We start from the raw sequence: 21,119 nt of genomic DNA on the forward strand, positions 1-21,119 counted from the left end.
AGGTGCTCGATGCCCACCCGGATCCTCAACGTGCACGACCGCGTCGTCGCGGCGGAACCCGCCGTGCTGGCGCCGTTCCTCGATCGTCTCGGCGGCCCCGGCGACGTACTCTGGCCCGCGCCGGCCTGGGAACCGATGGTCCTCGACGGGCCGCCCGCGGTGGGCGCCGACGGCGGGCACGGCCCCATCCGGTACCGGGTCACCGAGGTGGACGCCGGCCGGCGCGTCCGCTTCGAATTCCACTCCACGCCCGGCATCTCCGGGTACCACGAGCTGACTGTCGAGCCGCACGGTGAGGGGGCGACGCTCGTCCGGCACGTGCTCGACTGCACGGCCACGGGGTGGATGCGGATCGCCGGGCCCGCGTTCATCGAGCCCCTGCACGACGCGGTGCTCGAGGACCTCCTCGACAACGCCGAGCGCGCGGCCACGGGTGCCGTGGCGCGCCCCGCGCGCTGGTCCCCGCTGGTGCGCGCGCTGCGCCTGATCGACGCCCCGCGGGCGCGCGCGGTGCGGGTCCCCGCGGATGCGGTGCTCGCGCAGCGCGTCCGCGGCGAATGGGGCGGAGCGCCCGGGGGGCTCGTCGACGCGTACGGGGTCCCGTTGTGGCGCGGTCTCTCCCGGGATCCGCAGGAGTGGGCGGATGCGATCTTCCGGGATCCGCCCACGTGGGTGCGGGCCGCGATGGCGGTGCGCCAGGCTCTGGTCGGGCTGGTCGGCATCGACCGGGGTACCCCCGAGTCCTTCGCGACGCGCGAGCGCACCGGTGCGGAGGTGCTTCTCGGCGAGGACGCGGGGCATCTGCGGTTCCGCGCGTCCGTTCATGTCTCGGGCGACGCGCTGACGTTGACGACGGTCGCGGCACCGTCGAACCTCCGGGGCCGGGCCTACCTGCTCCCGGTGCGTCTCGTGCACCCGGTGATCGTGTGCGCGATGCTGCGCCGCGCGCATCGGCGCGCGGCGCAGCGGCCCCGGGAGGCGGTGCGGCTCAGCTGATCCGGCGCCGGTACGCCAGCATCGCCAGGACGTAGGCCAGCACCAGGATCCCGGCGCACCAGGCCAGGGCGGACGCCAGGTCCGCACCGTCCACGGGACGCTCGGCGAGCAGCGCCGAGATCGTGTTGACGATCGACGTGACGGGCTGGTTCTCGGCGAAGGCGCGCACCGGGCCCGGCATGGTGGCCGTGGGGACGAAGGCGGAGCTGATGAAGGGCAGGAAGATCAGCGGGTACGAGAAGCCGGTCGCGCCGTCCACGGACTTCGCCGTGAGGCCGACGGCCACCGCGATCCAGGTGAGCGCCAGGGTGAACAGCGCCAGGATCCCGGCGACGCCGAGCCACGCGAGCGGTCCCGCGGACGAGCGGAAGCCCATGATCAGGCCCACCCCGATGATGATCACCACCGTGATGGCGTTCGCCACCATCGAGGTGAGCACGTGCGCCCACAGCACCGACGAGCGCGCGATCGGCATCGACTGGAAGCGCTCGAAGATGCCGCCCTGCATGTCGTTGAACAGCCGCAGCGCGGTGTAGGCGATGCCGGAGGCGATGGCCATCAACAGGATTCCGGGCAGCAGGTAGTTCACGTAGTTGGTGCCGCCCGTGCTGCCCTTGAGCGCGCCGCCGAAGACGTACACGAACAGCAGCATCATCGCGATCGGGGTGATCGCCGTGGTGATGATGGTGTCCGCGCTGCGGGAGATGTGCTTGAGGGAGCGCCCCAGGAGGGCGCCGGTGTCCGAGACGGCGTAGGTGGTCATGACTGCTCCTCCGAGTGATCCGTGGTGGGCCGGGTGGTGAGGGCGAGGAAGATCTCCTCGAGGGTGGGCTGCTTCTCGACGTACTCGACCTTCGCGGGCGGCAGCAGGCCCTTGAGGTCGGCGAGGGTTCCGTTCGCGATGATCCGGCCGTCGCGCAGGATGGCGATGCGGTCGGCCAACTGCTCGGCCTCCTCGAGGTACTGGGTGGTGAGCAGGACCGTGGTGCCCTGTGCGGCAAGGCCCTTCACCACCTCCCACACGTCGATCCGGGCCTCGGGGTCCAGGCCGGTGGTGGGCTCGTCGAGGAAGATCACCGGCGGGTCGCCGATCAGGCTCATGGCGATGTCCAGGCGGCGGCGCATGCCGCCGGAGTAGGTGCCCACCTTGCGGCCGCCGGCCTCGGTGAGGCGGAACCGGTTCAGGAGTGCGTCGGCCACGGCCTCCGGGGCGTCCTGGTGCCGCAGCCGGGCCACCAGGACGAGGTTCTCCCGGCCGCTGAGGATCTCGTCGACCGCGGCGAACTGCCCGGTGAGGCTGATGGATTCGCGGACCTGTCGGGCCTCGGCGGTCACCTCGTGGCCGTCCACGGTCGCGGTGCCCGCGTCGGGCCGCAGCAGGGTGGACAGGATCCGCACCAGCGTGGTCTTGCCCGCGCCGTTCGCGCCCAGCAGCGCGAAGATGCTGCCGGCCTCCACGTCGAAGTCCACGCCGCGCAGGACCGGAAGGTCCTTGTACGACTTCTCGATTCCGCGCACCGCGATCGCGGTGCCGGTTGCTGTCATGGTCATGGTTCGCTCCTCGTGAGGGTGATGTGCGCGCTCAGCGGGCGCGCCGGATCTCGATGTCGCCGTACTTGGCCCGGGCGCGCACGGCCACGTGCTCGCCGGCGGGCTCGGCCGCGGGGCCGTCGTCGAGGTGGTTGCGCACCCGTCCCTCCTTGGAGGAGAGATCGAGCCAGGCGGGGACGCCCTGCGGGATCCCGACGGTCAGTTGGCCGTAGCCGCTCTCCAGGTCGATCGCGCCGCCGCGCACCTCCTCGAGCGTGATGGCGCCGTAGGCGGTCTTCGCGGCGAACGCGGCGTACACGCGGGCCACGTCGAGGTCGCCGTACGAGAGGTTCGCCTCGACGCCGCCACGGGTCTCGCCGATGCGGACGCCGCCGTGCGAGGCCTTGAGGATCGCATCGCCGGCGATGGCGTCGACGCGGATCTGGCCGTGATCGGCGGTGATCTCCGCCGCGCCGTCGACCTCGCCGACGGTGGCGCTGCCGTGGCCGGCGCGCAGCCACAGATCGCCGGTGGTCTCCAGGTCGACGGGGCCCGTGGACGCCTTCACCCGGGTGGCGCCCAGGCGGCCCAGGGTGCGGACGGCGCCGACGGAGGACTCGGCCGTGAACCGGGAGCCGGCGGGCAGCTCCACCTTCACGTCGACCGATTCGTTGGTGCCGATGAAGCTGAACCTGGGGCGGGGGCCGACCACGGTGAGCCGCGCACCGTCGAATTCGATGCGGGTGTTCTCGGCGCCCCGCCGGTCGGCGGCCTTGGAGGGGTTGCTGGGGACGACGGTGACGACGGTGTCGGCACGGTCGGCCGCGATCACCTCGATGTCGCCGACCTGCAGGTTGACGGCCAGGTCGATGGGCTGGTCGGTGGGGTAGGTGGGCATGGCGGGGTCCTTCCGGAGGGTGCACTCGGCCCACCCCGCGGGCTGCGGGGTTTCGCGAGGTGTTCGGTTGTGGGTGTCCGTGCGGGGGTGGTGTCAGTGCGCCCAGCCGGCGAAGTCGCCGCCGGTGCGCAGCGTGCGCTGCGCGGTGCGGCGCTTGCCGGGGGAGAGCGCGGCCGCGACGGCGCGCACGAGCCAGGTGTTCACGGAGACGCCCTCGGCGGTGGCGGCCTCGTCGACCTGGGCCTTGAGTGCGTCGGGCAGGCGCAGGGTGGTGCGCGAGGTCGTGGTGTCGTCGAAGTCCACCGTCGCCCGGGGCTCGGCGGCGTCGGCCGCCTCCGCCTCGGGACGCGGCGCGGCGACGACGAACTCGATGTCTCGGCTGCGGAGCCGGAGGTCGACGGAGCCGGGGACCAGGTCGCGGGTGATCTCGGCGGCGGCCGCGGACAGCGCGTCCAGGAGCACCAGCCGCGTGGCGGCGTCGAGGCCGGAGGCGAGCCGCTCGGCCGCGTCCCGGGCGTCGGTGCCGTTGTCCGCGGCGTCGGCGATGTCCCGCTCGGCCGCGGAGATCAGCTGGCGCTGGAGGTCGGAGACGTAGGGCGTGATGTCCATGGCGTCAACTATGACACCACAGTGGTGTCACGTCAAGGGTTCGGTGACGCCGTTCGTGACAGCGGCGCGCGCCGCCCCTGACTTAACAGCGTTAGCCCAGGCTCCGACCTGCGGATTCATCCTGGGCTAACGCTGTTAAGTCGGGGAGGTGGGTGATGTCATGGTGGTGCTACGTCGTGGTGTCAGGGTGGTGCCGGGGCGGAAACGCGCCGTGCCCCGGCCGCAGGACGGCCGGGGCACGGAACGGGCTGCAGTCGTGGCTAGCGGCTGAACAGGAGGGCGCGCTTGACCTCCTGGATGGCCTTCGTGACCTCGATGCCACGGGGGCATGCGTCGGTGCAGTTGAAGGTGGTGCGGCAGCGCCACACGCCGTCGACGCCGTTGAGGATCTCCAGGCGCTCGGCGGCGCCCTCGTCGCGGCTGTCGAAGATGAAGCGGTGCGCGTTCACGATGGCGGCGGGTCCGAAGTACGACCCGTCCATCCAGTACACCGGGCAGCTGGTGGTGCAGCAGGCGCAGAGGATGCACTTGGTGGTGTCGTCGAAGCGGGCCCGGTCCGTGGGGGACTGGATGCGCTCGCGGGTAGGCTCGTTGCCCGACGTCATCAGGTACGGCTTCACGGCGCGGAAGGCGTCGAAGAACGGCTCCATGTCCACCACGAGGTCCTTCTCCACGGGCAGGCCGCGGATGGGCTCGACGGTGATGGTGATCTCCTTGCCCTCCTGCAGGAAGTCCTTCATCAGCATCTTGCAGGCCAGGCGGTTCACGCCGTTGATCCGCATGGCGTCCGAGCCGCACACGCCGTGCGCGCACGAACGGCGGAAGGTGAGCGTGCCGTCCAGGTAGCCCTTGATGTACAGGAGCAGGTTCAGGAACCGGTCCGAGGGGAGCGCCGGCACCTTGTAGCTCTGCCACCCGGCCGCGTCGGGGTCCTCCGGGTTGAACCGGAAGACCTTGATCGTGACCATCGTCGACCCGGGCGGGACCGGGGGCTGCACGGCGTTTGACGGGGATTCGACTGCGGCGGTCATCAGTACTTACGCTCCATCGGCTCGTAGCGGGTCTGCACGACGGGCTTCGTGTCGAGACGGATGCTCGACTCGGGGCCGTCGCCCTCCTTGTAGGCCATGGTGTGCACCATGAAGTTCTCGTCGTCGCGGGTCGGGTAGTCCTCGCGGGCGTGGCCGCCGCGGGTCTCCTTGCGGTTGATCGCGCCGACGACGGTGACCTCGGCCAGCTCCAGCAGGAAGCCCAGCTCGATCGCCTCGAGCAGGTCGCTGTTGAAGCGCTTGCCCTTGTCGGTGACGGTGATGTGGTCGTAGCGGGCCTTCAGGGCGCGCACGTCGTTGAGGGCCTGCGTCAGGGTGTCCTCGGTGCGGAAGACGGCGGCGTTGTTGTCCATCGTCTGCTGCAGCTCGGTGCGGATCGCCATGACGTTCTCGTCGCCGTGGTCGCTGAGCATCTGCTCGACCCAGCCCTCGACGAACGCGGCCGGGTTCTCCGGGAGCGGCACGAAGTCGTGGGTCTTGGCGTACTCGGCGGCGGCGATGCCGGAGCGGCGGCCGAACACGTTGATGTCGAGCAGCGAGTTGGTGCCCAGGCGGTTGGCGCCGTGCACCGAGACGCAGGCGCACTCGCCGGCGGCGTACAGGCCCGGCACGACGTTGTCGTTGTCGCGCAGCACCTCGCCGTGGATGTTGGTGGGGATGCCGCCCATCACGTAGTGGCACGTGGGGTACACGGGCACCAGCTCGGTGACCGGGTCCACGCCCAGGTAGGTGCGCGAGAACTCCATGATGTCGGGGAGCTTCGACATCAGCGTCTCCTCCGGGATGTGCGTGACATCGAGGAGGACGTAGTCCTTGTTCGGGCCGGCGCCGCGGCCCTCCAGCACCTCGAGCACCATCGAGCGGGCGACGATGTCGCGCGGCGCGAGGTCCTTGATGGTGGGGGCGTAGCGCTCCATGAACCGCTCGCCGTCCACGTTGCGCAGGATGCCGCCCTCGCCGCGGACGCCCTCGGTGATGAGGATGCCCAGGCCCGCGAGGCCCGTCGGGTGGAACTGGTGGAACTCCATGTCCTCCAGGGGCAGGCCCTTGCGGAAGACGATGCCCATGCCGTCGCCGGTCAGGGTGTGGGCGTTCGACGTGGTCTTGTACATGCGGCCCGAGCCGCCGGTGGCGAAGACGATCGCCTTGGCGTGGAACACGTGCAGCTCGCCGGTGGCCAGCTCGTACGCGACGGCGCCCGTCGCGACGGGGCCGTTCTCGGTCTCGGTGAGCGCGATGTCCAGGACGTAGAACTCGTTGAAGAACTCCACGTCGTGCTTGACGCAGTTCTGGTAGAGCGTCTGCAGGATCATGTGGCCGGTGCGGTCCGCGGCGTAGCAGGCGCGCCGCACGGGGGCCTTACCGTGATCGCGGGTGTGGCCGCCGAACCGACGCTGGTCGATCTTGCCCTCGGGCGTGCGGTTGAACGGCAGGCCCATCTTCTCCAGGTCGAGCACCGCGTCGATGGCCTCCTTGGCCATGATCTCCGCGGCGTCCTGGTCGACGATGTAGTCGCCGCCCTTGACCGTGTCGAAGGTGTGCCACTCCCAGTTGTCCTCCTCGACGTTGGCGAGCGAGGCGCACATGCCGCCCTGGGCGGCGCCGGTGTGGGAGCGGGTGGGATAGAGCTTGGTGAGCACCGCGGTGCGGGCGCGCGGACCGGCCTCGATGGCCGCGCGCATTCCGGCGCCGCCGGCGCCGATGATCACCACGTCGTAACGATGTTCCTGCATGATGCGGGTCAGTCCTTCCTGGCCGTTACTGGGCGGTGGGCACGGAGGCCGGTTCGAACGAGAGGAGCGCGTACGAGCCGAGGCCGACCACGAGGATCATCGACAGCACGAGCAGGGTCTTGAGCCAGAACCGCGTGCGGTCCTTGCGGGCGTAGTCGTCGATGATCACGCGCAGGCCGTTGCCGCCGTGCAGCTGGGCGAGCCACAGCATCGTGATGTCCCAGATCTGCCAGAAGGGGCTGGCCCAGCGCTCGGCGACGAAGGCGGCGCTGATCCGGTGCACGCCCTGGCTGTCCAGTGCGAGCATGATGAACACGTGCCCGAAGACGAGCACGAGCAGCGCGATGCCGGAGAAGCGCATGAACAGCCAGGCGTACTTCTCGAAGTTGCCGGCGGCCGGACGGTGCGGCGAGCGCGGGTTGTCGAGCGAGGCGGGACGGTCGTACTGCTTGAGCAGCGTCTTGGCGAGCTTGGGTTCGTTCGCGGTAGTCATATCTCTTCGTCCCCCTAGGCGTGCGAGATCATGATGTAGAGGAGACGCGCTGCCATGCCCGCGCCGGTGATGAGGAAGACCGTCCAGACCGCGATGGACATCGCCTTCTGGTACTGCACGCCCTTGCTCCAGAAGTCCACCAGGATCACGCGGACGCCGTTGAGGGCGTGGAACAGGATGGCCATGACGAGGCCGATCTCGAGGAGGCCGATGATCGGCGTCTTGTAGGTCTTGATGATCGCGTCGTACGCCTCGGGGTCGATGCGGATGACCGCGGTGTCGAGTACGTGTACGAACAGGAAGAAGAAGATGGTGACGCCGCTGATGCGGTGCAGCACCCAGTTAAACATCCCCGGATCGCCCTTGTAGAGGGAGACGCGGCGCGGCTCCTCGGCGGCCGCCACCTCGGTAGTACTGCTCATCGAGCCCTGCCTTCGACATCGTTGTTGGACGCGGCGGGAACTCGGGCGACCGAAGGGGCGTTGAGCCTACGACGGTGGCGCCATTCCCGACGTGTACCTGAACCCACGCCTTGACCTTAAACCCACGGGAATGTGGAATCGAAACCACGGTCCCGATCCATTGGGCCCGAATGGATTTAGTTAGGTATGCCTGACCGAAATTGATCCGGAATCAACAAGGCTCCGGGAGGGAGCGATCGACGTTGCCCGATATCGACTGGGAGGCATTGCGCCGCAGTGCCGTACACGCCATGGAGAAGGCCTACGCGCCCTATTCGAACTATCCGGTGGGAGCCTCCGCGCTCACCGACGACGGCCGAGTCGTGTCGGGATGCAATGTGGAGAATGTCTCATACGGACTGACCCTGTGCGCCGAATGCGGGCTCGTGAGTGCGCTCCATTCCACGGGCGGGGGTAGGCTCGTCGCCTTCTCGTGCACGAACGCCAACGGCGACATCCTCATGCCGTGCGGCCGCTGCCGCCAACTCCTCTACGAGCACGGCGGCGCCGAGCTCCTCATCGACCACCGCTCCGGCCCCGTGCCGCTGAGCCGGCTCCTGCCCGACGCCTTCGGGCCCGACGATCTGGAAGAGGTCACAGCATGACCGCAGAAGTGCTCGACGCCGTCTCCGTCATCGCCGCCAAGCGCGACGGACGCGCCCTCACCGACGCCCAGATCGATTGGGTCATCGACGCGTTCACCACGGGCGAGGTCCCGGACTACCAGATGTCCGCCCTCGCGATGGCGATCTTCCTCAACGGGATGGACCGCCGGGAGATCGCCCGCTGGACCGCTGCCATGATCGCCAGCGGCGAGCGGATGGACTTCTCCGGGCTGCGCCGCGACGGCGCCCCGCTCGCGACCACGGACAAGCATTCGACCGGCGGTGTGGGCGACAAGATCACCCTGCCACTCACCCCGCTCGTCGCCTCCTACGGCGTGGCCGTGCCGCAGCTCTCCGGCCGCGGCCTCGGCCACACCGGCGGCACCCTCGACAAGCTCGAGGCGATCCCGGGCTGGCGCGCCGACCTCACCAACGAGCAGATGTTCGACCAGCTGGAGAAGGTGGGCGGCGTGATCTGCGCCGCCGGCTCCGGCCTCGCGCCGGCCGATAAGAAGCTGTACGCCCTGCGCGACGTCACCAGCACCGTGGAGGCGATCTCGCTCATCGCCAGCTCGATCATGAGCAAGAAGATCGCCGAGGGCACCGCGTCGCTCGTGCTCGACGTCAAGGTCGGCAAGGGCGCGTTCATGAAGACCCAGTCGGCGGCGCGCGAGCTCGCCGAGACGATGGTCGCGCTCGGCCACGACTCGGGCGTGAACACCGTCGCCCTGCTCACCGACATGTCCACGCCGCTCGGCCGCAGCGCCGGCAACGGCCTGGAGGTGGCCGAGTCGCTCGAGGTGCTCGCGGGCGGCGGACCGTCGGACGTGGTCGAGCTGACCCTCGCGCTGGCCCGGGAGATGCTGGCGCTGGCCGGCGTCGACGCCGACCCCGCCGAGCACCTGGCCGACGGCAGCGCGATGGACAGCTGGCGCGCGATGATCGCCGCGCAGGGCGGAGACCCGTCGGCCGAGCTGCCCGTGGCGAAGCACGTCAAGCACGTTCCCGCGCCCGCGACCGGCGTGCTCACCGGGCTCGACGCCATGGGCGTGGGCGTCGCCGCGTGGCGGCTCGGCGCCGGCCGCGAGCGGCAGGGGGAGCCCGTCCAGGCCGGCGCGGGCGTCACCTGGCACGCGGGCCTCGGCGACCGGGTGATCGAGGGCGAGCCCCTGTTCACGCTGCACACCGACACCCCGGAGCGGTTCGACGGTGCGCTCGCCGCGCTCGACGGTGCCGCCACCATCGGCGACACCGCCCCCAAGCGCGGCTCGCTGGTGCTCGGCCGGGTGACCGCCTAGCGGCGGTTCACGCCGGGTTCATCACCCGCACCGGCGCGCCCGCGAGGTAGGCGCGCAGGTCCTCGGCGGCATCGGGGTAGAACACCCGGTACTGCTGGTCGGTCACGTACCCGACGTGGCCGGTGAGGACCGAGTTCGGCAGGTCGCGCAGCGGGTCGCCGGCGGGCAGCGGCTCGTGGTCGAACACGTCGAGCGCCAGGCGGATGTCGCCGCGCCGCGCGGCGCCGGCGGCGGCCCCGGTGTCGAGCAGCCCGGAACGGGAGGTGTTGACCAGCAACGCCCCCGGCCTCATCCGGGCGATGTCGTCGGCGCCGACGATGCCGCGCGAGCGGTCGGAGAGTACGTAGTGGATCGAGACCACGTCGGCCCGGGCGAAGAGCTCGTCCTTGGTCACCGCCGTGGCGCCGGCCTCGGCGGCCCGGGCGGCGTCCAGGTTCGACGACCAGGCCAGCACCTCCATCCCGAAGGCGGTCGCCACGCGGGCCACTCGGCGGCCCAGGTTGCCGAGGCCCACCAGGCCGAGCACGGAGCCCTCCAACTCGGTCCCGACGGTGCTCTGCCACCGCCCGGCCCGGATGTTGCCGTCCTCCACCGGCACGTGCCGCAGCGCCGCGAGGATCAGCGCCCACGTGTGTTCGGCCGCGGCGGCCGGTCGATACCCGGTGTGGCACACGGTGATCCCCAGTTCGGTCGCCACGGCGAGGTCGATCGCCGCGTTGCGGCGGCCCGTCGTCACCAGGAGGCGGAGGCCGGGCAGCGAACGCAGCACCGCGGCGGGGAAGCGGGTCCGCTCCCGCATCGCGACCACCGCCTCGAACCCGGCGAGCTGCGCCGCGACGTCGGTCAGCGGCTCGGTGAACACGGTGACGTCGAGGCCCGAGAAATCGCCGTAGGCCAGGGCCACGTCCTGGTAGTCGTCGAGGATCGCGATGCGCATGCCCCAACGGTAGCCGGGGGTAGTGCTGGCACCACCATCGATTCTCGACCGCGGGCCCGTGTGCGGGCGCGCTCGCGGCCATAGCGTTTCGGGCATGATCGACACCGTGCAACCGCCCGTCCGGCAGGCGCCCCCCGAGCCCCTGCAGAACCCCCTCCGCGACCCCGCGCGCTTCCTCTCCGGGTGGGCGCCGTGGCGCGCCTTCGGCTACCTCGCGGTGTCGATGCTGCTGGGCTGGGCCGTCTTCTTCCTCTACATCGTCGTCGTCCTGCTGCCGTTCGCGCCCGTGTGGTCCTACGGGCTGGCGAAGATCGAGCGGGTGCGGGTCGCCTGGATGGGCGTCCCCGAGATCGGGGACCCGCACCCGCCGCTCACGGGCGACCTGTCCACCCGCGCCGGCGCCCGGCTGGGCGAGCGCGCGACGTGGCGCGAGGTCGCGTACTCGCTGATCCTGGCCGTCGTGAGTCCGGTGGTCTTCGTCGGCGCCGCGCTGGGGTGGACCATCGGCGCGGGGCTGCTGTTCGGGCCCCTCGTGTCCCTCTCCGTCGGTTCGCGCATCGACGCCCCCGCCGATTCGGTGCTCACGAACCTCGCCCACATGGCGCTCGGCGCCGTGATCTGCGTGATCGGGCTGTACATCACGTACGGCGTGTCCGTCGTGCAGGTCGGGCTCGCGCGGCTGCTGCTCGGCCCCACGGAGGAGGAGCTGCAGAGCCGGGTCTCGGCGCTGGAGACCTCGCGCGGCGTTCTGGTGCACTCCTTCGAGGACGAGCGCCGGCGGATCGAGCGCAACCTGCACGACGGGCCGCAGCAGGATCTCGCGAGCCTGTCGCTGCAGCTGGGCGAGCTGCAGCAGACCCTCGCCGCGAACCCGGCCGACGACACGCTCGGCGCGCAGGTGACCGAGGCCCAGGCCCGGCTGGAGCGGGCGATGGCCGGCCTGCGGGACACGGTGCGCGGCGTCCACCCGCAGGTCCTCGACGACATGGGCATCGAGGCGGCGTGCGCGGAGCTGGGCGGCGGACCGCTGCGGGTCGACGTGGTCGCCGGCGAGGGCTGGGTCCCCGGGTGGCGGCTCCCCGTCGACGTGGAGCGCGCCATGTACTACACCGCGAGCGAGGCGGTCACGAACGCGATCAAGCACGGCGGCGCCTCGCAGGTGAGCATCACGTTCACCGCGGAGCCGCCCGCGATGACCGTGATGGACGACGGTGCCGGCGGCGCGGATCCGGGGGCCGGCACCGGCCTCGCGGGGCTGATCGAGCGCGCGGAGTCCATCGGCGCCACCCTCACGGTGCTGAGTCCTGCGGGAGGCCCGACCACGCTGCACTGGCGGATGGCCTAGTTTTGCCCCCATGCGGATAGTGATCTGCGAGGACACCGTCCTCCTGGCCGAGGGGCTGCAACGGATCGTCGAGCGGGCGGGTCACGAGGTGACCGGCCTGCTCGGCGACGCCGACGCGCTGCGGGGCGTCGATCCCGCCGCGGTGGACCTCGTCGTGACCGACGTGCGGATGCCGCCGGGCCACGGCGACGACGGGCTGCGCGCCGCCCTCGAGCTGCGCGCGGCGAGGGCGGAGTTGCCGGTGCTGGTGCTCTCGCAGTACGTGGCCGTCGCGTACGCGCGGCGGCTGCTCGATTCGGGCGGCGGCGTCGGGTACCTGCTCAAGGAGCGGGTGGGGCGCGTCGGGGACTTCCTGCGCGCGCTCGACACCGTGTCCGCCGGCGGCGTCGTGGTGGACCCCGAGGTGGTGCGGAAGATGTTCACCCCCACCGTGCTCGACAGGCTGACCCCGCGCGAGGGCGAGGTACTGGCGCTGATGGCGGAGGGGCGGGCCAACACCGAGATCGCGGCGGCCCTCGTCGTCTCCGATGCGGCGGTGGCCAAACACGTGGCGAACATCTTCGCCAAGCTGGACCTCCCGCCGGAGGAGGGGAATCGGCGCGTCCGCGCGATCCTCGCCTACCTGACCGATCGGTAGCGGGTAGCGTTGGCCGCATGGTGAATCCGGGCCCCACCCCCATCGACCTCGACGCCCTGCGCCGCGCCCCCAAGGTGCTGCTGCACGACCACCTCGACGGCGGGCTCCGGCCGCGCACCGTCCTCGAGCTCGCCGCCGAGACCGGATACGAGAACCTTCCCGCGAGCACGGAACCGGAACTGGCGGCGTGGTTCCGCGAGGCGGCGGACTCCGGTTCGCTGGTGAAGTACCTGGAGACGTTCGAGCACACCGTCGGCGTGATGCAGACCCCGGAGGCCCTGGCGCGCGTCGCGCGGGAGTGCGCGGAGGACCTGGCCGCCGACGGCGTGGTGTACGCCGAGGTCCGCTTCGCCCCCGAGCAGCACACCGAGCGCGGTCTGTCGCTCGACGAGGTGATGGAGGCAGTGCTGTCCGGGTTCGCCGCGGGGGAGTCCGCGGCGAAGGTGGCCGGCCGGCCGATCGTGGTGCGGTGCCTGGTGACCGCGATGCGGCACGCGGCCCGGTCGCGGGAGATCGCGGAGCTCACGGTGCGCTGGCGCGACCGCGGCGCCGTGGGCTTCGACATCGCCGGCGCGGAGGCCGGGTTCCCGCCCAGCCGCCACCTCGACGCGTTCGAGTACATGCGGGATCACTCCGCGCCGTTCACCATTCACGCCGGGGAGGCCTTCGGCCTGCCGTCGATCCACGAGGCGGTGGCGTTCTGCGGGTGCGACCGGTTGGGGCACGGCGTGCGGATCGTCGACGACATCGGGCTTCCGGACGGCGTCGGGCCCGACGCCCGCGACTTCTCCGGTGCCGAACTGGGCCGGGTGGCCGCGCGGGTGCGCGACGCCCGCATCCCGCTGGAGCTCTGCCCGAGTTCCAACGTGCAGACCGCGGCCGTGGCGTCGCTGGAGCAGCATCCGTTCAACATGCTGGCGCAGTTGCGGTTCCGTGTCACGGTGAACACCGACAACCGGCTCATGAGCGACACCACGATGAGCCGCGAGATGCTCAAGCTGGTGCAGACCTTCGGCTTCGGTTGGACGGACCTGCAGCGGTTCACCATCAACGCGATGAAGTCCGCGTTCCTGCCGTTCGATCAGCGGATCGAGCTGATCGACGACGTGATCAAGCCCGGCTTCGCCGTCCTCATCGGATAGCCGGCAGCCGCGGCCCGAGGGCCCGGCCCGGCCTACTTCTTGCCGAGCCGGTCCTCGAAATCGTGCTCCAGCGCCCGCCACGCCTCGGCCTCGTTGTCGAACGGGCCCGACGGTGCGAGGCGGCGCGGCTGCGGGTCCAGCGCGTAGGAGACGAAGAAACCCAGCGGGGTGGTGGGGCGCAGCGCGTCCCGAACCGAGGAGTCGTCCGCGAAATCGGCGGAGTCCAGCAGCAGTTCGACGGCCAGGTCCAGCTGATCGCGGTCGATGCGGCGCGGGCCGTCGGCGATGTCCTCGCCGATGCCGGGCAGCACGTACACGTTGTCGTCGTACACCTCGACCTCGAGCGAGCCGTCGGTCGCGGCCACCCGCACCTCGTCGAAGGTGGAGACCTCCGAGAGGTCGGTCTCCTCGTCGTCGGCGAGGTAGCGGGCCAGCGCGCCCTCGGAGTCGAACACGAAGATCGTTCCCTTGCGGCCCAGGAAGACCGGGTTGTCATCGAGGTAGCAGCGCAGCGTGTAGTACTCGCCGTCCGACGTGATGATCTTGATGGGGTCGATGCCGACCTGGCCCCAGAACGAGTCGTCCTCCTCGAACTCCTCGTCCTCCTCCGCCTCGTCGTCGGCGAGGTCGGCGTCGCCGGCGTCCTCGGCCTCGTCGTCCAGATCGTCGTCGGTGTCGAGGTCGTCGTCCGCGTCCAGGGAATCGAGGTCGTCCTCGTCGTCGGCGAGCGCGGCCGCCTTCTCCGCGGCGGCGGTGAGTTCCTGCTCCGCCGTGGCGGTGGCCGACGACGAGACCTCGGGGGTACTCACGACGCCCTCGATGGCGTCGATGACGTCGTCCCACTTGCGGCCGATGATCTGGCCCACCTTGTGCCACATCTCGGCGCCCTCGCGGCCCTCGAAGTTGCGGGTTCCGATCCGCACGGTGCCCAGCACGGGGTTGCCGTTGAAGAACTTCGTGACGTCGATCAGCTCGCACACCTCGCCGATGAGCGAGACGATCTCGAGCGTGTCCTCGAGCTCCGCGATCACCTCGGGGGTGGGCTCCTCGGCCGCGAGCTCCGGCACCGAGATCAGGTCGAAGCTGCGGTCGTCGCGCGGCGCGAACGCCTCCGCGGGCAGCGTGGTGAGCGCCTCCCATGCGGGGTGGTCGTCCAGATCGTTGGCCGCCCCGCTGCGCGCGAACGCGACGAGTTCGGCCACGGAGGAGAACCCGTAGAGGTCGTCGTCGAGGCCCAGGAAGGCCTCCCATTCGTCCTCACCGTCCCGCCACCGCGGTGCCCACAGGGTGTACACCGGGCCGTCGGTGAGGCCGAGCTCGATCGGGACGATGTCAGACGCCATGGCGCCCAGACTAGTGCACCGAGCCGACTTGTCGTCGAGGAGAGGAGGGGTCTCCTGCGCACGGGCCCGATCGCGGTCCCGCTCAGCCCGTCGGGCGCCAGAAACCGTGGAAGCCCTGCCCGATGTTGTCGGTGCGAACGGGGTTGACCTGAACCGGGTCCCCGGCCTCCACCATGAGGCCGTTGCCGATCACCATCGCGACGTGACCGTCCCACACGGCGAGGTCCCCGGGCTGCAGGTCGGCCCCGCTCACCTGTGCCCCCACGGACTGCGCGTCGGCGATCCGCGGCAGCTCGATCCCGGCCTGGCGGTAGGCCCACTGCGTCAGCCCGCTGCAGTCGAGGCCCACCCCCGGCGAGGTGCCGCCCCAGGCGTACGGGACGCCGACCTGCGTCAGCGCCGCCTGCACCGCCGCGGCGGCCTTCGCGTTGGGTGCCTTCACCACCGACCCGTCGGGAAGCCGGATGGTCACGCCGCCCTTCCCGTCGGAGGTCACCGAGACCCCCGTCGAGCCCTTCGTGGCCCGCGACGCCTGCGCGGTGCGGGATCCCCGTCCGGAGCCGGAACCCGGACGGGAGCCCGAGCCCGATCCGGACCCCGGCCCCGAGAGCGCCGCCGGGACGGCGCTCAACGCGCTCGACGGCGAACCGCCGCCGGACCCCGAACCGGCGCCCCCGCCGCCGGACCACGAGGACGGCGATGTCGGCGCCGCCGTCGTCGCGGCGGGGGTGGTCGCGGCGCCGCCGCCCACGGTGTCGGGCGCCGTGGGCGTGGACGACGCGAGACCGGCGACCTTGGCCGCCTCCCCGTCGAGTCGGCCGCGCACCCGCTCGAGCACGTCGAGCGCCTGCTGCAGGTGTTCCGACGCGAGCGTGAGCACCGCGATGAGTCCGGCCGGGTTGGTCAGTGCCGGGTTCGCGGCCTCCGCCTTCCGCACGAAGGAGTCGAGGATCCGCGTCAGTTCCGTGTGGCCGGTGCGCACGGCCTCCGCGGCCACCGTCACCGACTCCTTGAGCGACCCCGTGTGCTCGGACAGCGCGCCGGCCGCGATGCCGCCGGAGCCGATGCTGCGCTGCGCGGCGCCGGCGTCGACGCCCGTCCACGCCTGCCCCACCGCGACATTGGTGCTCCGCGTCTGCGCGCCCACGCGCTGCAGCTCCGCCTGCACCGCCGCGATCGCCGCGTCCACGCCGGCCGCGGTGAGATCGCCGGTGCCGAACGCGTCGACCAGCGAGCGCAGCGGCGCCGCGAGCGCCGCGACGACGCCGCTCACGGTGCGCCGCCCAGCAACCCGAGCAGGGCGACGGCGCCGCCCGCCTCGGTGGCCGAGGCCGAGGCCACGGTCTGCGCGGCCCCCGCGGCGGCCGAGGCGTAGTACGCGGCGAGCCGCGCCAGTTCCGCGTCGGCCGCGGTGACCGCGCCCAGCAACTCGGCCGTGTAATCGCTGCCGACGATCCCGAACACCGGGGCGAGCGCGGCCGACGCGCCCGCACCCACTCCGAGCACGGAGCTCACCGACGCGGCGAGCGCTCCCAGTTCGCCGCCGGCGCTCGCCACCGACGGCACGTCCATCTCGAACCGTTCCATTCCCCGTACCCCCTCTATCAATTGGACGGGCCAGGACGCCGCGAGGTTCCCGATACGCTTGCCGCATGCAGATCACCGTGGTCGACCACCCCCTGGCCGCCGTCCGCCTCACCGCGCTCCGGAACGAGGCCACCGACAACGCCTCGTTCCGCGCGGCCCTCAAGGAGCTCACCCAGATGCTGGTCTACGAGGCCATGCGCGGGGCGCCCGTGGTGGCCGAGCCGGTGCGCACTCCGCTGGAGGTCACCGACGGCGCGGCGCTCGCAGCGCCGCCGCTCCTGGTCCCGGTGCTGCGCGCGGGCCTGGGGATGGTGGATCAGGCGCACGCGATGCTCCCGGAGTCCCAGGTCGGGTTCGTCGGGATGGGCCGCAACGAGGAGACCCACGTGCCGGAGCCCTACTTCGAGTCGCTCCCCGCGGATCTCACGGGCCGGCCCGTTTTCGTGCTCGATCCGATGCTCGCCACCGGTGGGTCGATGGTGGAGACCCTGGGCCTGCTCGCCCAGCGCGGCGCCACCGATGTGACCGCGGTGTGCGTGGTGGCCGCACCGGAAGGTGTTCGCGCCCTGGGGGACTGCGGGCATCCGGTGCGGCTGGTGACGGCCGCCGTGGACCGCGGGCTCAACGAGAACGCGTACATCGTGCCCGGGCTGGGCGACGCGGGAGACCGGCAGTTCGGGCCGCGCTGGACCTGACGGTCAGCCCGCCCAGAACCCCGTCGAGGGTTCGGTGAACTCGCCCGCCGGGGTGCTGATCACCAGGCCGCCGGGCGTGATGTTGATGGTCGCGTCCGGCGCCCGGACCACCCACCCCGGGCCGGCGGGCAGGACGCCCTCCAGGCGCACGCCCGCGCCGGTGTCGGCGCGCCACCCCGCGTAGTACAGCGTTCCCCCGTGGTCGCAGACCACGGCCTGGGAGGCCGCCGTCTGCACGATCATCCGGGCCGAGTCCCCGTCGGCGCAGCGCGCGGCCGTGCCGAGGAAGCCCTGCCGGTCCGTTCCCGGCACCGTCGGGGCGGGCGCGGTCGACACGGGTGCCGGGACCTGCGTGCTCGTGGTCGACGGTGCGCTCGGCGCCGCCGTGGTCGACGGGGCCGGGGACTCCTCCTGTTCGCCGTTGACGTACGCCGCGGCGGCCGCGGCGGCGGCCACCACGAGGAGCACGCCGGCGACCACCGACAGCGCGATCACCCGGGTACGGCCCGGGGGGCTCCCCGGGCGGTGCGGGCCGCGGTTCACTCGAAGGCCGCCCATTCCCGGACGGTGTCCGTCACGGCGGCCAGGCGCCCGCGGGCGGCGTCCACGGCCCCCGTGAGGGCCTCGCCGGAGTCTTCGCCGTGCTGCTGGGAACCCACGGGTTCGATCACCTCCAGGTAGAACTTCGCCTTCGGCTCCGTTCCGGAGGGGCGCACGGTGACCCGCACGCCGTCGCCGCGGAACACCAGCGCATCCGTCGCGGGACGTGCTTGCAGCAGATCCTCGCAGCGCACCGCGGTGTTCGCAATGTCAAGCGGCGGGTCGTCGCGGAGCCGGGCCATGATCGCGCCGATCCGGGTCAGGTCGTCGACGCGCAGCGAGTACTGGCTCGTGAGGTGGACCCCGTGCCGGCGGTACAGGTCGGCGAGCGCGTCCGGGAGGGTGCGGCCGCCGGCTTTGAGGGAGGCCGCGTACCCGGCCGCGACGACCGCCGCGGAGACGCCGTCCTTGTCGCGCACCGCCGACGGATCGGCGCAGAGGCCGAGGGCCTCCTCGTAGGCGAACACCAGGCCGTCCCCCGCGCGCACCAGGTTCTTGAAGCCGGTGAGCGTGCGGGCGTACCGGGCGCCGCCGGCCTCCGCGATCGCGCCCAGCAGCTCCGAGCTCACGATCGTCGTGGCCACCAGGGGGTCCGGCGGTGCGCCGTCCAGCGGCTGGTCCAGCAGGTGCGCGCCGAGCAGCGATCCGGCCTCGTCGCCGGTGAGCATCCGCCACCCGTCGGGGGTGCGGGCGCCCAGGGCGCACCGGTCGGCGTCGGGGTCCAGGGCGATCGCCAGATCGGCGTCCACGCTCTCCGCGAGTGCGAGGAGCAGGTCCGAGGCGCCCGGTTCCTCCGGGTTGGGGAACGTGACCGTGGGGAATCCGCCGTCCGGCGCGAACTGCTGCTCCACGACGTGCACGTCGTGGAATCCGCTGCGGCGCAGCGCCTCCACCGCTACCTTTCCACCCACGCCGTGCATGGGGGTGAGGGCGATCCGCAGCCCCGTCGCCGGGGGCGGCCGGAGCGAGGACACCCGATCGAGGTAGGCCTCGACCACCTCGTCGGCCCGCGGATCGGCGGGCACGGCGGCGCGCTCGATCGTGTTCGCGCCGGGCGCCGAGGCGATGAGCGCCTCGATCTCCGCGTCGGCCGGGGCGGCCAGCTGCGCGCCACCGTCGACGTACACCTTGTACCCGTTGTCGGCGGGCGGGTTGTGCGAGGCGGTGATCTGCACGCCCGCCGCCGCGCCGAGGGCCCTGGTCGCGAACGACACCCACGGCGTGGGGCCGGGCTCGGGCAGCGCCACCACGGCGAAGCCCTGGGCGGCGAGGACCTCGGTGGCCGCGGCGAAGAAGGCCTCGCTGCCGCGTCGCGCGTCGCGCCCCACGACCACGGTGCCGCCGCCGAGGCACCGGCCCTTGAGCCATTCGCCGAGCGCCCACGTCGCGCGGGTCACGACGGCCACGTTCATGCCCGACGGTCCGCCGCGCACCGGACCGCGGAGGCCGGCGGTGCCGAACGTGAGGGGCGCCGCGAAGCGCTCCGCCAGCGCGTCGGGTGCGAGGGCCTCGAGTTCGGCGCGGGTCTCGGGGTCGGGGTCGGCGGCGATCCACGCCCGCGCGTCCACGGCGGCCACCTACATCGCCTCGATCACGTCGGCGAGCAGGCCGCCCATCCGGCCGGCCGCCTCCCGGCCGGCCTCGAGGACCTCCTCGTGGTTCAGGGGCTCGCCCGTGATCCCGGCGGCCAGGTTGGTCACCAGCGAGATACCCAGCACCGCAGCGTCTTCGGCGCGGGCCGCGATGGTCTCGTGCACCGTGGACATGCCGACCAGATCGGCGCCCAGCGTGCGCAGCATCCGGATCTCCGCCGGCGTCTCGTAGTGCGGCCCCGGCAGTCCCGCGTAGACGCCCTCGCCGAGCGACGGGTCCACCTTCCGGGCCAGCGCGCGCAGCTCGGGGGAGTAGGCGTCCACCAGGTTGACGAACTGCGCGCCGACCAGCGGCGAGCGCGCGGTGAGGTTGAGGTGGTCGGAGATCAGCACGGGCTCGCCCACGAACATGCCCTCGCGGAGGCCGCCCGCGGCGTTGGTGAGGATCACCGTCGACGCGCCGGCGGCGCACGCCGTGCGCACGGGGTGCACCACCCGGGAGAGGTCGTGGCCCTCGTACGCGTGAGTCCGCCCGAGGAGGACCAGGACCCGCTTGTCGCCGACCACCACGGCCGACGCGGTTCCCCTGTGGCCCGCGGCGCTGGGCGGCGCGAAGTGGGGGAGCCGCGCCATCGGGACGGATCCGGCCTCGGCTCCGCGCGCCGTGAGCGCCTCCGCCGCGGGGGCCCAGCCGGAGCCGAGGACCACCGCCGCGTCGAACCGCTCACCCCCGGTCGCCGCCACGAGGGCGTCCGCCGCCTCCCGTGCCGCCGCGGAGGGATCGTCGATACCGAAATCTCGTGCCGCCGGATCTTGCGCCATAGCCCCAGATGCTAGCGGCTATCCTGACGGCCATGCCTTACGTCACTCGCACCGACGATGTCTTCACACTCCTCCTGGGGGACGAGGGCGTCGAGCTCTCCGAGGCCAACCCGGAGAACCGGTTCTCACCGGACTGGATCGATGCGGTGCACGCCCGCCTCGACGAGATCGAGGCGCAGGCGGCCGGCGCGCCCGCGGCGCTCGTTGTGACGGCCACCGGCAAGTTCTTCTCCAACGGGCTCGACGTGATGTACATCCTGGCCAACTTCGGCGAGCTCCCCGCCTACCTGGACCGGGCGCACACCGTGTTCAGCCGGCTGCTCACCTTCCCGATGACCACCGTGGCCGCGATCAACGGCCACGCCTTCGGCGCCGGCGCGATGCTGGCGCTGTCCTGCGACTTCGCAGTCATGCGCGAGGACCGCGGCTTCTTCTGCCTCCCCGAGGTCAGCCTGAAGATGGGTTTCACCGAGGGCATGGCCTCGCTGCTGCGCTCGCGGCTGCCGTACCAGACCGCGGTCGAGTCGATGACCACGGGACGCCGCTACGGCGGCGCCGAGGCCGTGGCCGCGGGGATCGTGCAGGCGACGGCCTCCGAGGCCGATCTCGTCGCCGAGGCGACCTCCCGCGCCGCCGCGAACGCCGCGGCCGACGGGCCCACGCTGAACAAGATCAAGAACGACCTGCACGCGCCGCTGCTCACCGCCCTGGCGGTGCCGACCCCGACCGACGTCAAGTTCGGCTGAC

The 21,119-nt window shown here is 72.0% G+C and carries 23 protein-coding genes; 8 read left to right on the top strand and 15 right to left on the bottom strand.

What is annotated here, in order from left to right:
- Positions 1-9: 9 nt before the first annotated feature.
- On the top strand, positions 10-996 hold the full coding sequence (locus BN39_RS11180; RefSeq protein WP_019202489.1) for a DUF2867 domain-containing protein: 987 nt from the start codon (positions 10-12) through the stop codon (positions 994-996).
- On the opposite strand, the gene BN39_RS11185 is transcribed toward BN39_RS11180, so the two are convergent.
- The 8 genes from BN39_RS11185 to sdhC all read right to left on the bottom strand — a co-directional run bounded on the left by BN39_RS11185 (position 989) and on the right by sdhC (position 7,730).
- Positions 989-1,759, bottom strand: a complete 771-nt coding sequence (locus tag BN39_RS11185) for an ABC transporter permease (RefSeq protein ID WP_019202490.1) — start codon at positions 1,757-1,759, stop codon at positions 989-991. The genes BN39_RS11180 and BN39_RS11185 overlap by 8 nt on opposite strands.
- A complete protein-coding gene (locus tag BN39_RS11190; protein WP_019202491.1) occupies positions 1,756-2,547 on the bottom strand; it encodes an ABC transporter ATP-binding protein in 792 nt (263 codons plus the stop codon). Before BN39_RS11190 ends, BN39_RS11185 begins: the two co-directional genes overlap by 4 nt.
- A gap of 31 nt (positions 2,548-2,578) precedes the next feature.
- Positions 2,579-3,424 (bottom strand): DUF4097 family beta strand repeat-containing protein, encoded by an 846-nt coding sequence (locus BN39_RS11195; protein WP_019202492.1) that lies wholly within the window; start codon positions 3,422-3,424, stop codon positions 2,579-2,581.
- Between the two features lie 93 nt (positions 3,425-3,517).
- Complete coding sequence (locus BN39_RS11200) at positions 3,518-4,033, bottom strand: toxin-antitoxin system HicB family antitoxin (RefSeq protein WP_019202493.1); 516 nt, start codon at positions 4,031-4,033, stop codon at positions 3,518-3,520.
- A gap of 260 nt (positions 4,034-4,293) precedes the next feature.
- Positions 4,294-5,064 carry a succinate dehydrogenase iron-sulfur subunit gene (locus BN39_RS11205; RefSeq protein ID WP_019202494.1) on the bottom strand — a complete coding sequence of 257 codons (771 nt, stop codon included), beginning with the start codon at positions 5,062-5,064 and terminating at the stop codon, positions 4,294-4,296.
- Positions 5,064-6,815, bottom strand: coding sequence for a succinate dehydrogenase flavoprotein subunit (gene sdhA / locus BN39_RS11210; RefSeq protein WP_019202495.1), 1,752 nt, complete (start codon positions 6,813-6,815; stop codon positions 5,064-5,066). Before sdhA ends, BN39_RS11205 begins: the two co-directional genes overlap by 1 nt.
- A gap of 25 nt (positions 6,816-6,840) precedes the next feature.
- Complete coding sequence (locus BN39_RS11215) at positions 6,841-7,308, bottom strand: succinate dehydrogenase hydrophobic membrane anchor subunit (RefSeq protein WP_019202496.1); 468 nt, start codon at positions 7,306-7,308, stop codon at positions 6,841-6,843.
- A gap of 14 nt (positions 7,309-7,322) precedes the next feature.
- Positions 7,323-7,730, bottom strand: a complete 408-nt coding sequence (sdhC, locus tag BN39_RS11220) for a succinate dehydrogenase, cytochrome b556 subunit (RefSeq protein WP_051158883.1) — start codon at positions 7,728-7,730, stop codon at positions 7,323-7,325.
- Positions 7,731-7,972: 242 nt separating this feature from the next.
- Between sdhC and BN39_RS11225 the strand changes: the two genes are divergently transcribed.
- A complete protein-coding gene (locus BN39_RS11225) occupies positions 7,973-8,374 on the top strand; it encodes a cytidine deaminase (protein ID WP_040766193.1) in 402 nt (133 codons plus the stop codon).
- Positions 8,371-9,672: a thymidine phosphorylase gene (locus BN39_RS11230; RefSeq protein ID WP_019202499.1), complete on the top strand. Its 1,302-nt coding sequence runs from the start codon at positions 8,371-8,373 to the stop codon at positions 9,670-9,672. The genes BN39_RS11225 and BN39_RS11230 overlap by 4 nt, the downstream gene beginning before the upstream one ends.
- Positions 9,673-9,679: 7 nt before the next feature.
- Here the strand turns inward: BN39_RS11230 and BN39_RS11235 are convergent, their stop codons facing one another.
- The gene (locus tag BN39_RS11235) at positions 9,680-10,609 is read right to left on the bottom strand and encodes a D-2-hydroxyacid dehydrogenase family protein (protein WP_019202500.1); all 930 of its coding nucleotides are present in this window, start codon (positions 10,607-10,609) and stop codon (positions 9,680-9,682) included.
- Between the two features lie 94 nt (positions 10,610-10,703).
- Here BN39_RS11235 and BN39_RS11240 point away from each other — a divergent pair, with 94 nt between their 5' ends.
- From BN39_RS11240 to BN39_RS11250, 3 genes are read left to right on the top strand one after another with little or no spacing between them, the layout of a single operon-like run.
- The gene (locus BN39_RS11240) at positions 10,704-11,954 is read left to right on the top strand and encodes a sensor domain-containing protein (protein WP_019202501.1); all 1,251 of its coding nucleotides are present in this window, start codon (positions 10,704-10,706) and stop codon (positions 11,952-11,954) included.
- Between the two features lie 10 nt (positions 11,955-11,964).
- Complete coding sequence (locus tag BN39_RS11245) at positions 11,965-12,591, top strand: response regulator transcription factor (protein ID WP_081586001.1); 627 nt, start codon at positions 11,965-11,967, stop codon at positions 12,589-12,591.
- A 17-nt stretch (positions 12,592-12,608) separates the two neighbouring features.
- The gene (locus tag BN39_RS11250; RefSeq protein WP_019202503.1) at positions 12,609-13,733 is read left to right on the top strand and encodes an adenosine deaminase; all 1,125 of its coding nucleotides are present in this window, start codon (positions 12,609-12,611) and stop codon (positions 13,731-13,733) included.
- Positions 13,734-13,765: 32 nt separating this feature from the next.
- On the opposite strand, the gene BN39_RS11255 is transcribed toward BN39_RS11250, so the two are convergent.
- The 3 genes from BN39_RS11255 to BN39_RS23875 form a co-directional block, all read right to left on the bottom strand.
- On the bottom strand, positions 13,766-15,076 hold the full coding sequence (locus BN39_RS11255) for a hypothetical protein (RefSeq protein ID WP_019202504.1): 1,311 nt from the start codon (positions 15,074-15,076) through the stop codon (positions 13,766-13,768).
- An 82-nt stretch (positions 15,077-15,158) separates the two neighbouring features.
- Positions 15,159-16,349 carry a C40 family peptidase gene (locus BN39_RS11260; RefSeq protein ID WP_019202505.1) on the bottom strand — a complete coding sequence of 397 codons (1,191 nt, stop codon included), beginning with the start codon at positions 16,347-16,349 and terminating at the stop codon, positions 15,159-15,161.
- On the bottom strand, positions 16,346-16,663 hold the full coding sequence (locus tag BN39_RS23875) for a hypothetical protein (protein WP_019202506.1): 318 nt from the start codon (positions 16,661-16,663) through the stop codon (positions 16,346-16,348). The genes BN39_RS11260 and BN39_RS23875 overlap by 4 nt, the downstream gene beginning before the upstream one ends.
- Before the next feature lie 65 nt (positions 16,664-16,728).
- Between BN39_RS23875 and upp the strand changes: the two genes are divergently transcribed.
- Positions 16,729-17,358, top strand: coding sequence for a uracil phosphoribosyltransferase (gene upp, locus BN39_RS11270; protein WP_019202507.1), 630 nt, complete (start codon positions 16,729-16,731; stop codon positions 17,356-17,358).
- Between the two features lie 3 nt (positions 17,359-17,361).
- On the opposite strand, the gene BN39_RS23475 is transcribed toward upp, so the two are convergent.
- Genes BN39_RS23475 through BN39_RS11285 form a run of 3 tightly spaced genes read right to left on the bottom strand, consistent with a single transcriptional unit; the run spans position 17,362 to position 20,372 of the window.
- Positions 17,362-17,916, bottom strand: a complete 555-nt coding sequence (locus BN39_RS23475) for a hypothetical protein (RefSeq protein WP_159103243.1) — start codon at positions 17,914-17,916, stop codon at positions 17,362-17,364.
- Positions 17,898-19,535 carry a phospho-sugar mutase gene (locus BN39_RS11280; protein ID WP_019202509.1) on the bottom strand — a complete coding sequence of 546 codons (1,638 nt, stop codon included), beginning with the start codon at positions 19,533-19,535 and terminating at the stop codon, positions 17,898-17,900. Before BN39_RS11280 ends, BN39_RS23475 begins: the two co-directional genes overlap by 19 nt.
- On the bottom strand, positions 19,536-20,372 hold the full coding sequence (locus BN39_RS11285; RefSeq protein WP_019202510.1) for a purine-nucleoside phosphorylase: 837 nt from the start codon (positions 20,370-20,372) through the stop codon (positions 19,536-19,538).
- Between the two features lie 32 nt (positions 20,373-20,404).
- Between BN39_RS11285 and BN39_RS11290 the strand changes: the two genes are divergently transcribed.
- Positions 20,405-21,118, top strand: coding sequence for an enoyl-CoA hydratase/isomerase family protein (locus tag BN39_RS11290; protein WP_019202511.1), 714 nt, complete (start codon positions 20,405-20,407; stop codon positions 21,116-21,118).
- Position 21,119 lies beyond the last annotated feature (1 nt).

Origin of the sequence: Tsukamurella sp. 1534 (genome assembly GCF_000312385.1) — a bacterium.
Lineage (GTDB): Bacteria > Actinomycetota > Actinomycetes > Mycobacteriales > Mycobacteriaceae > Tsukamurella.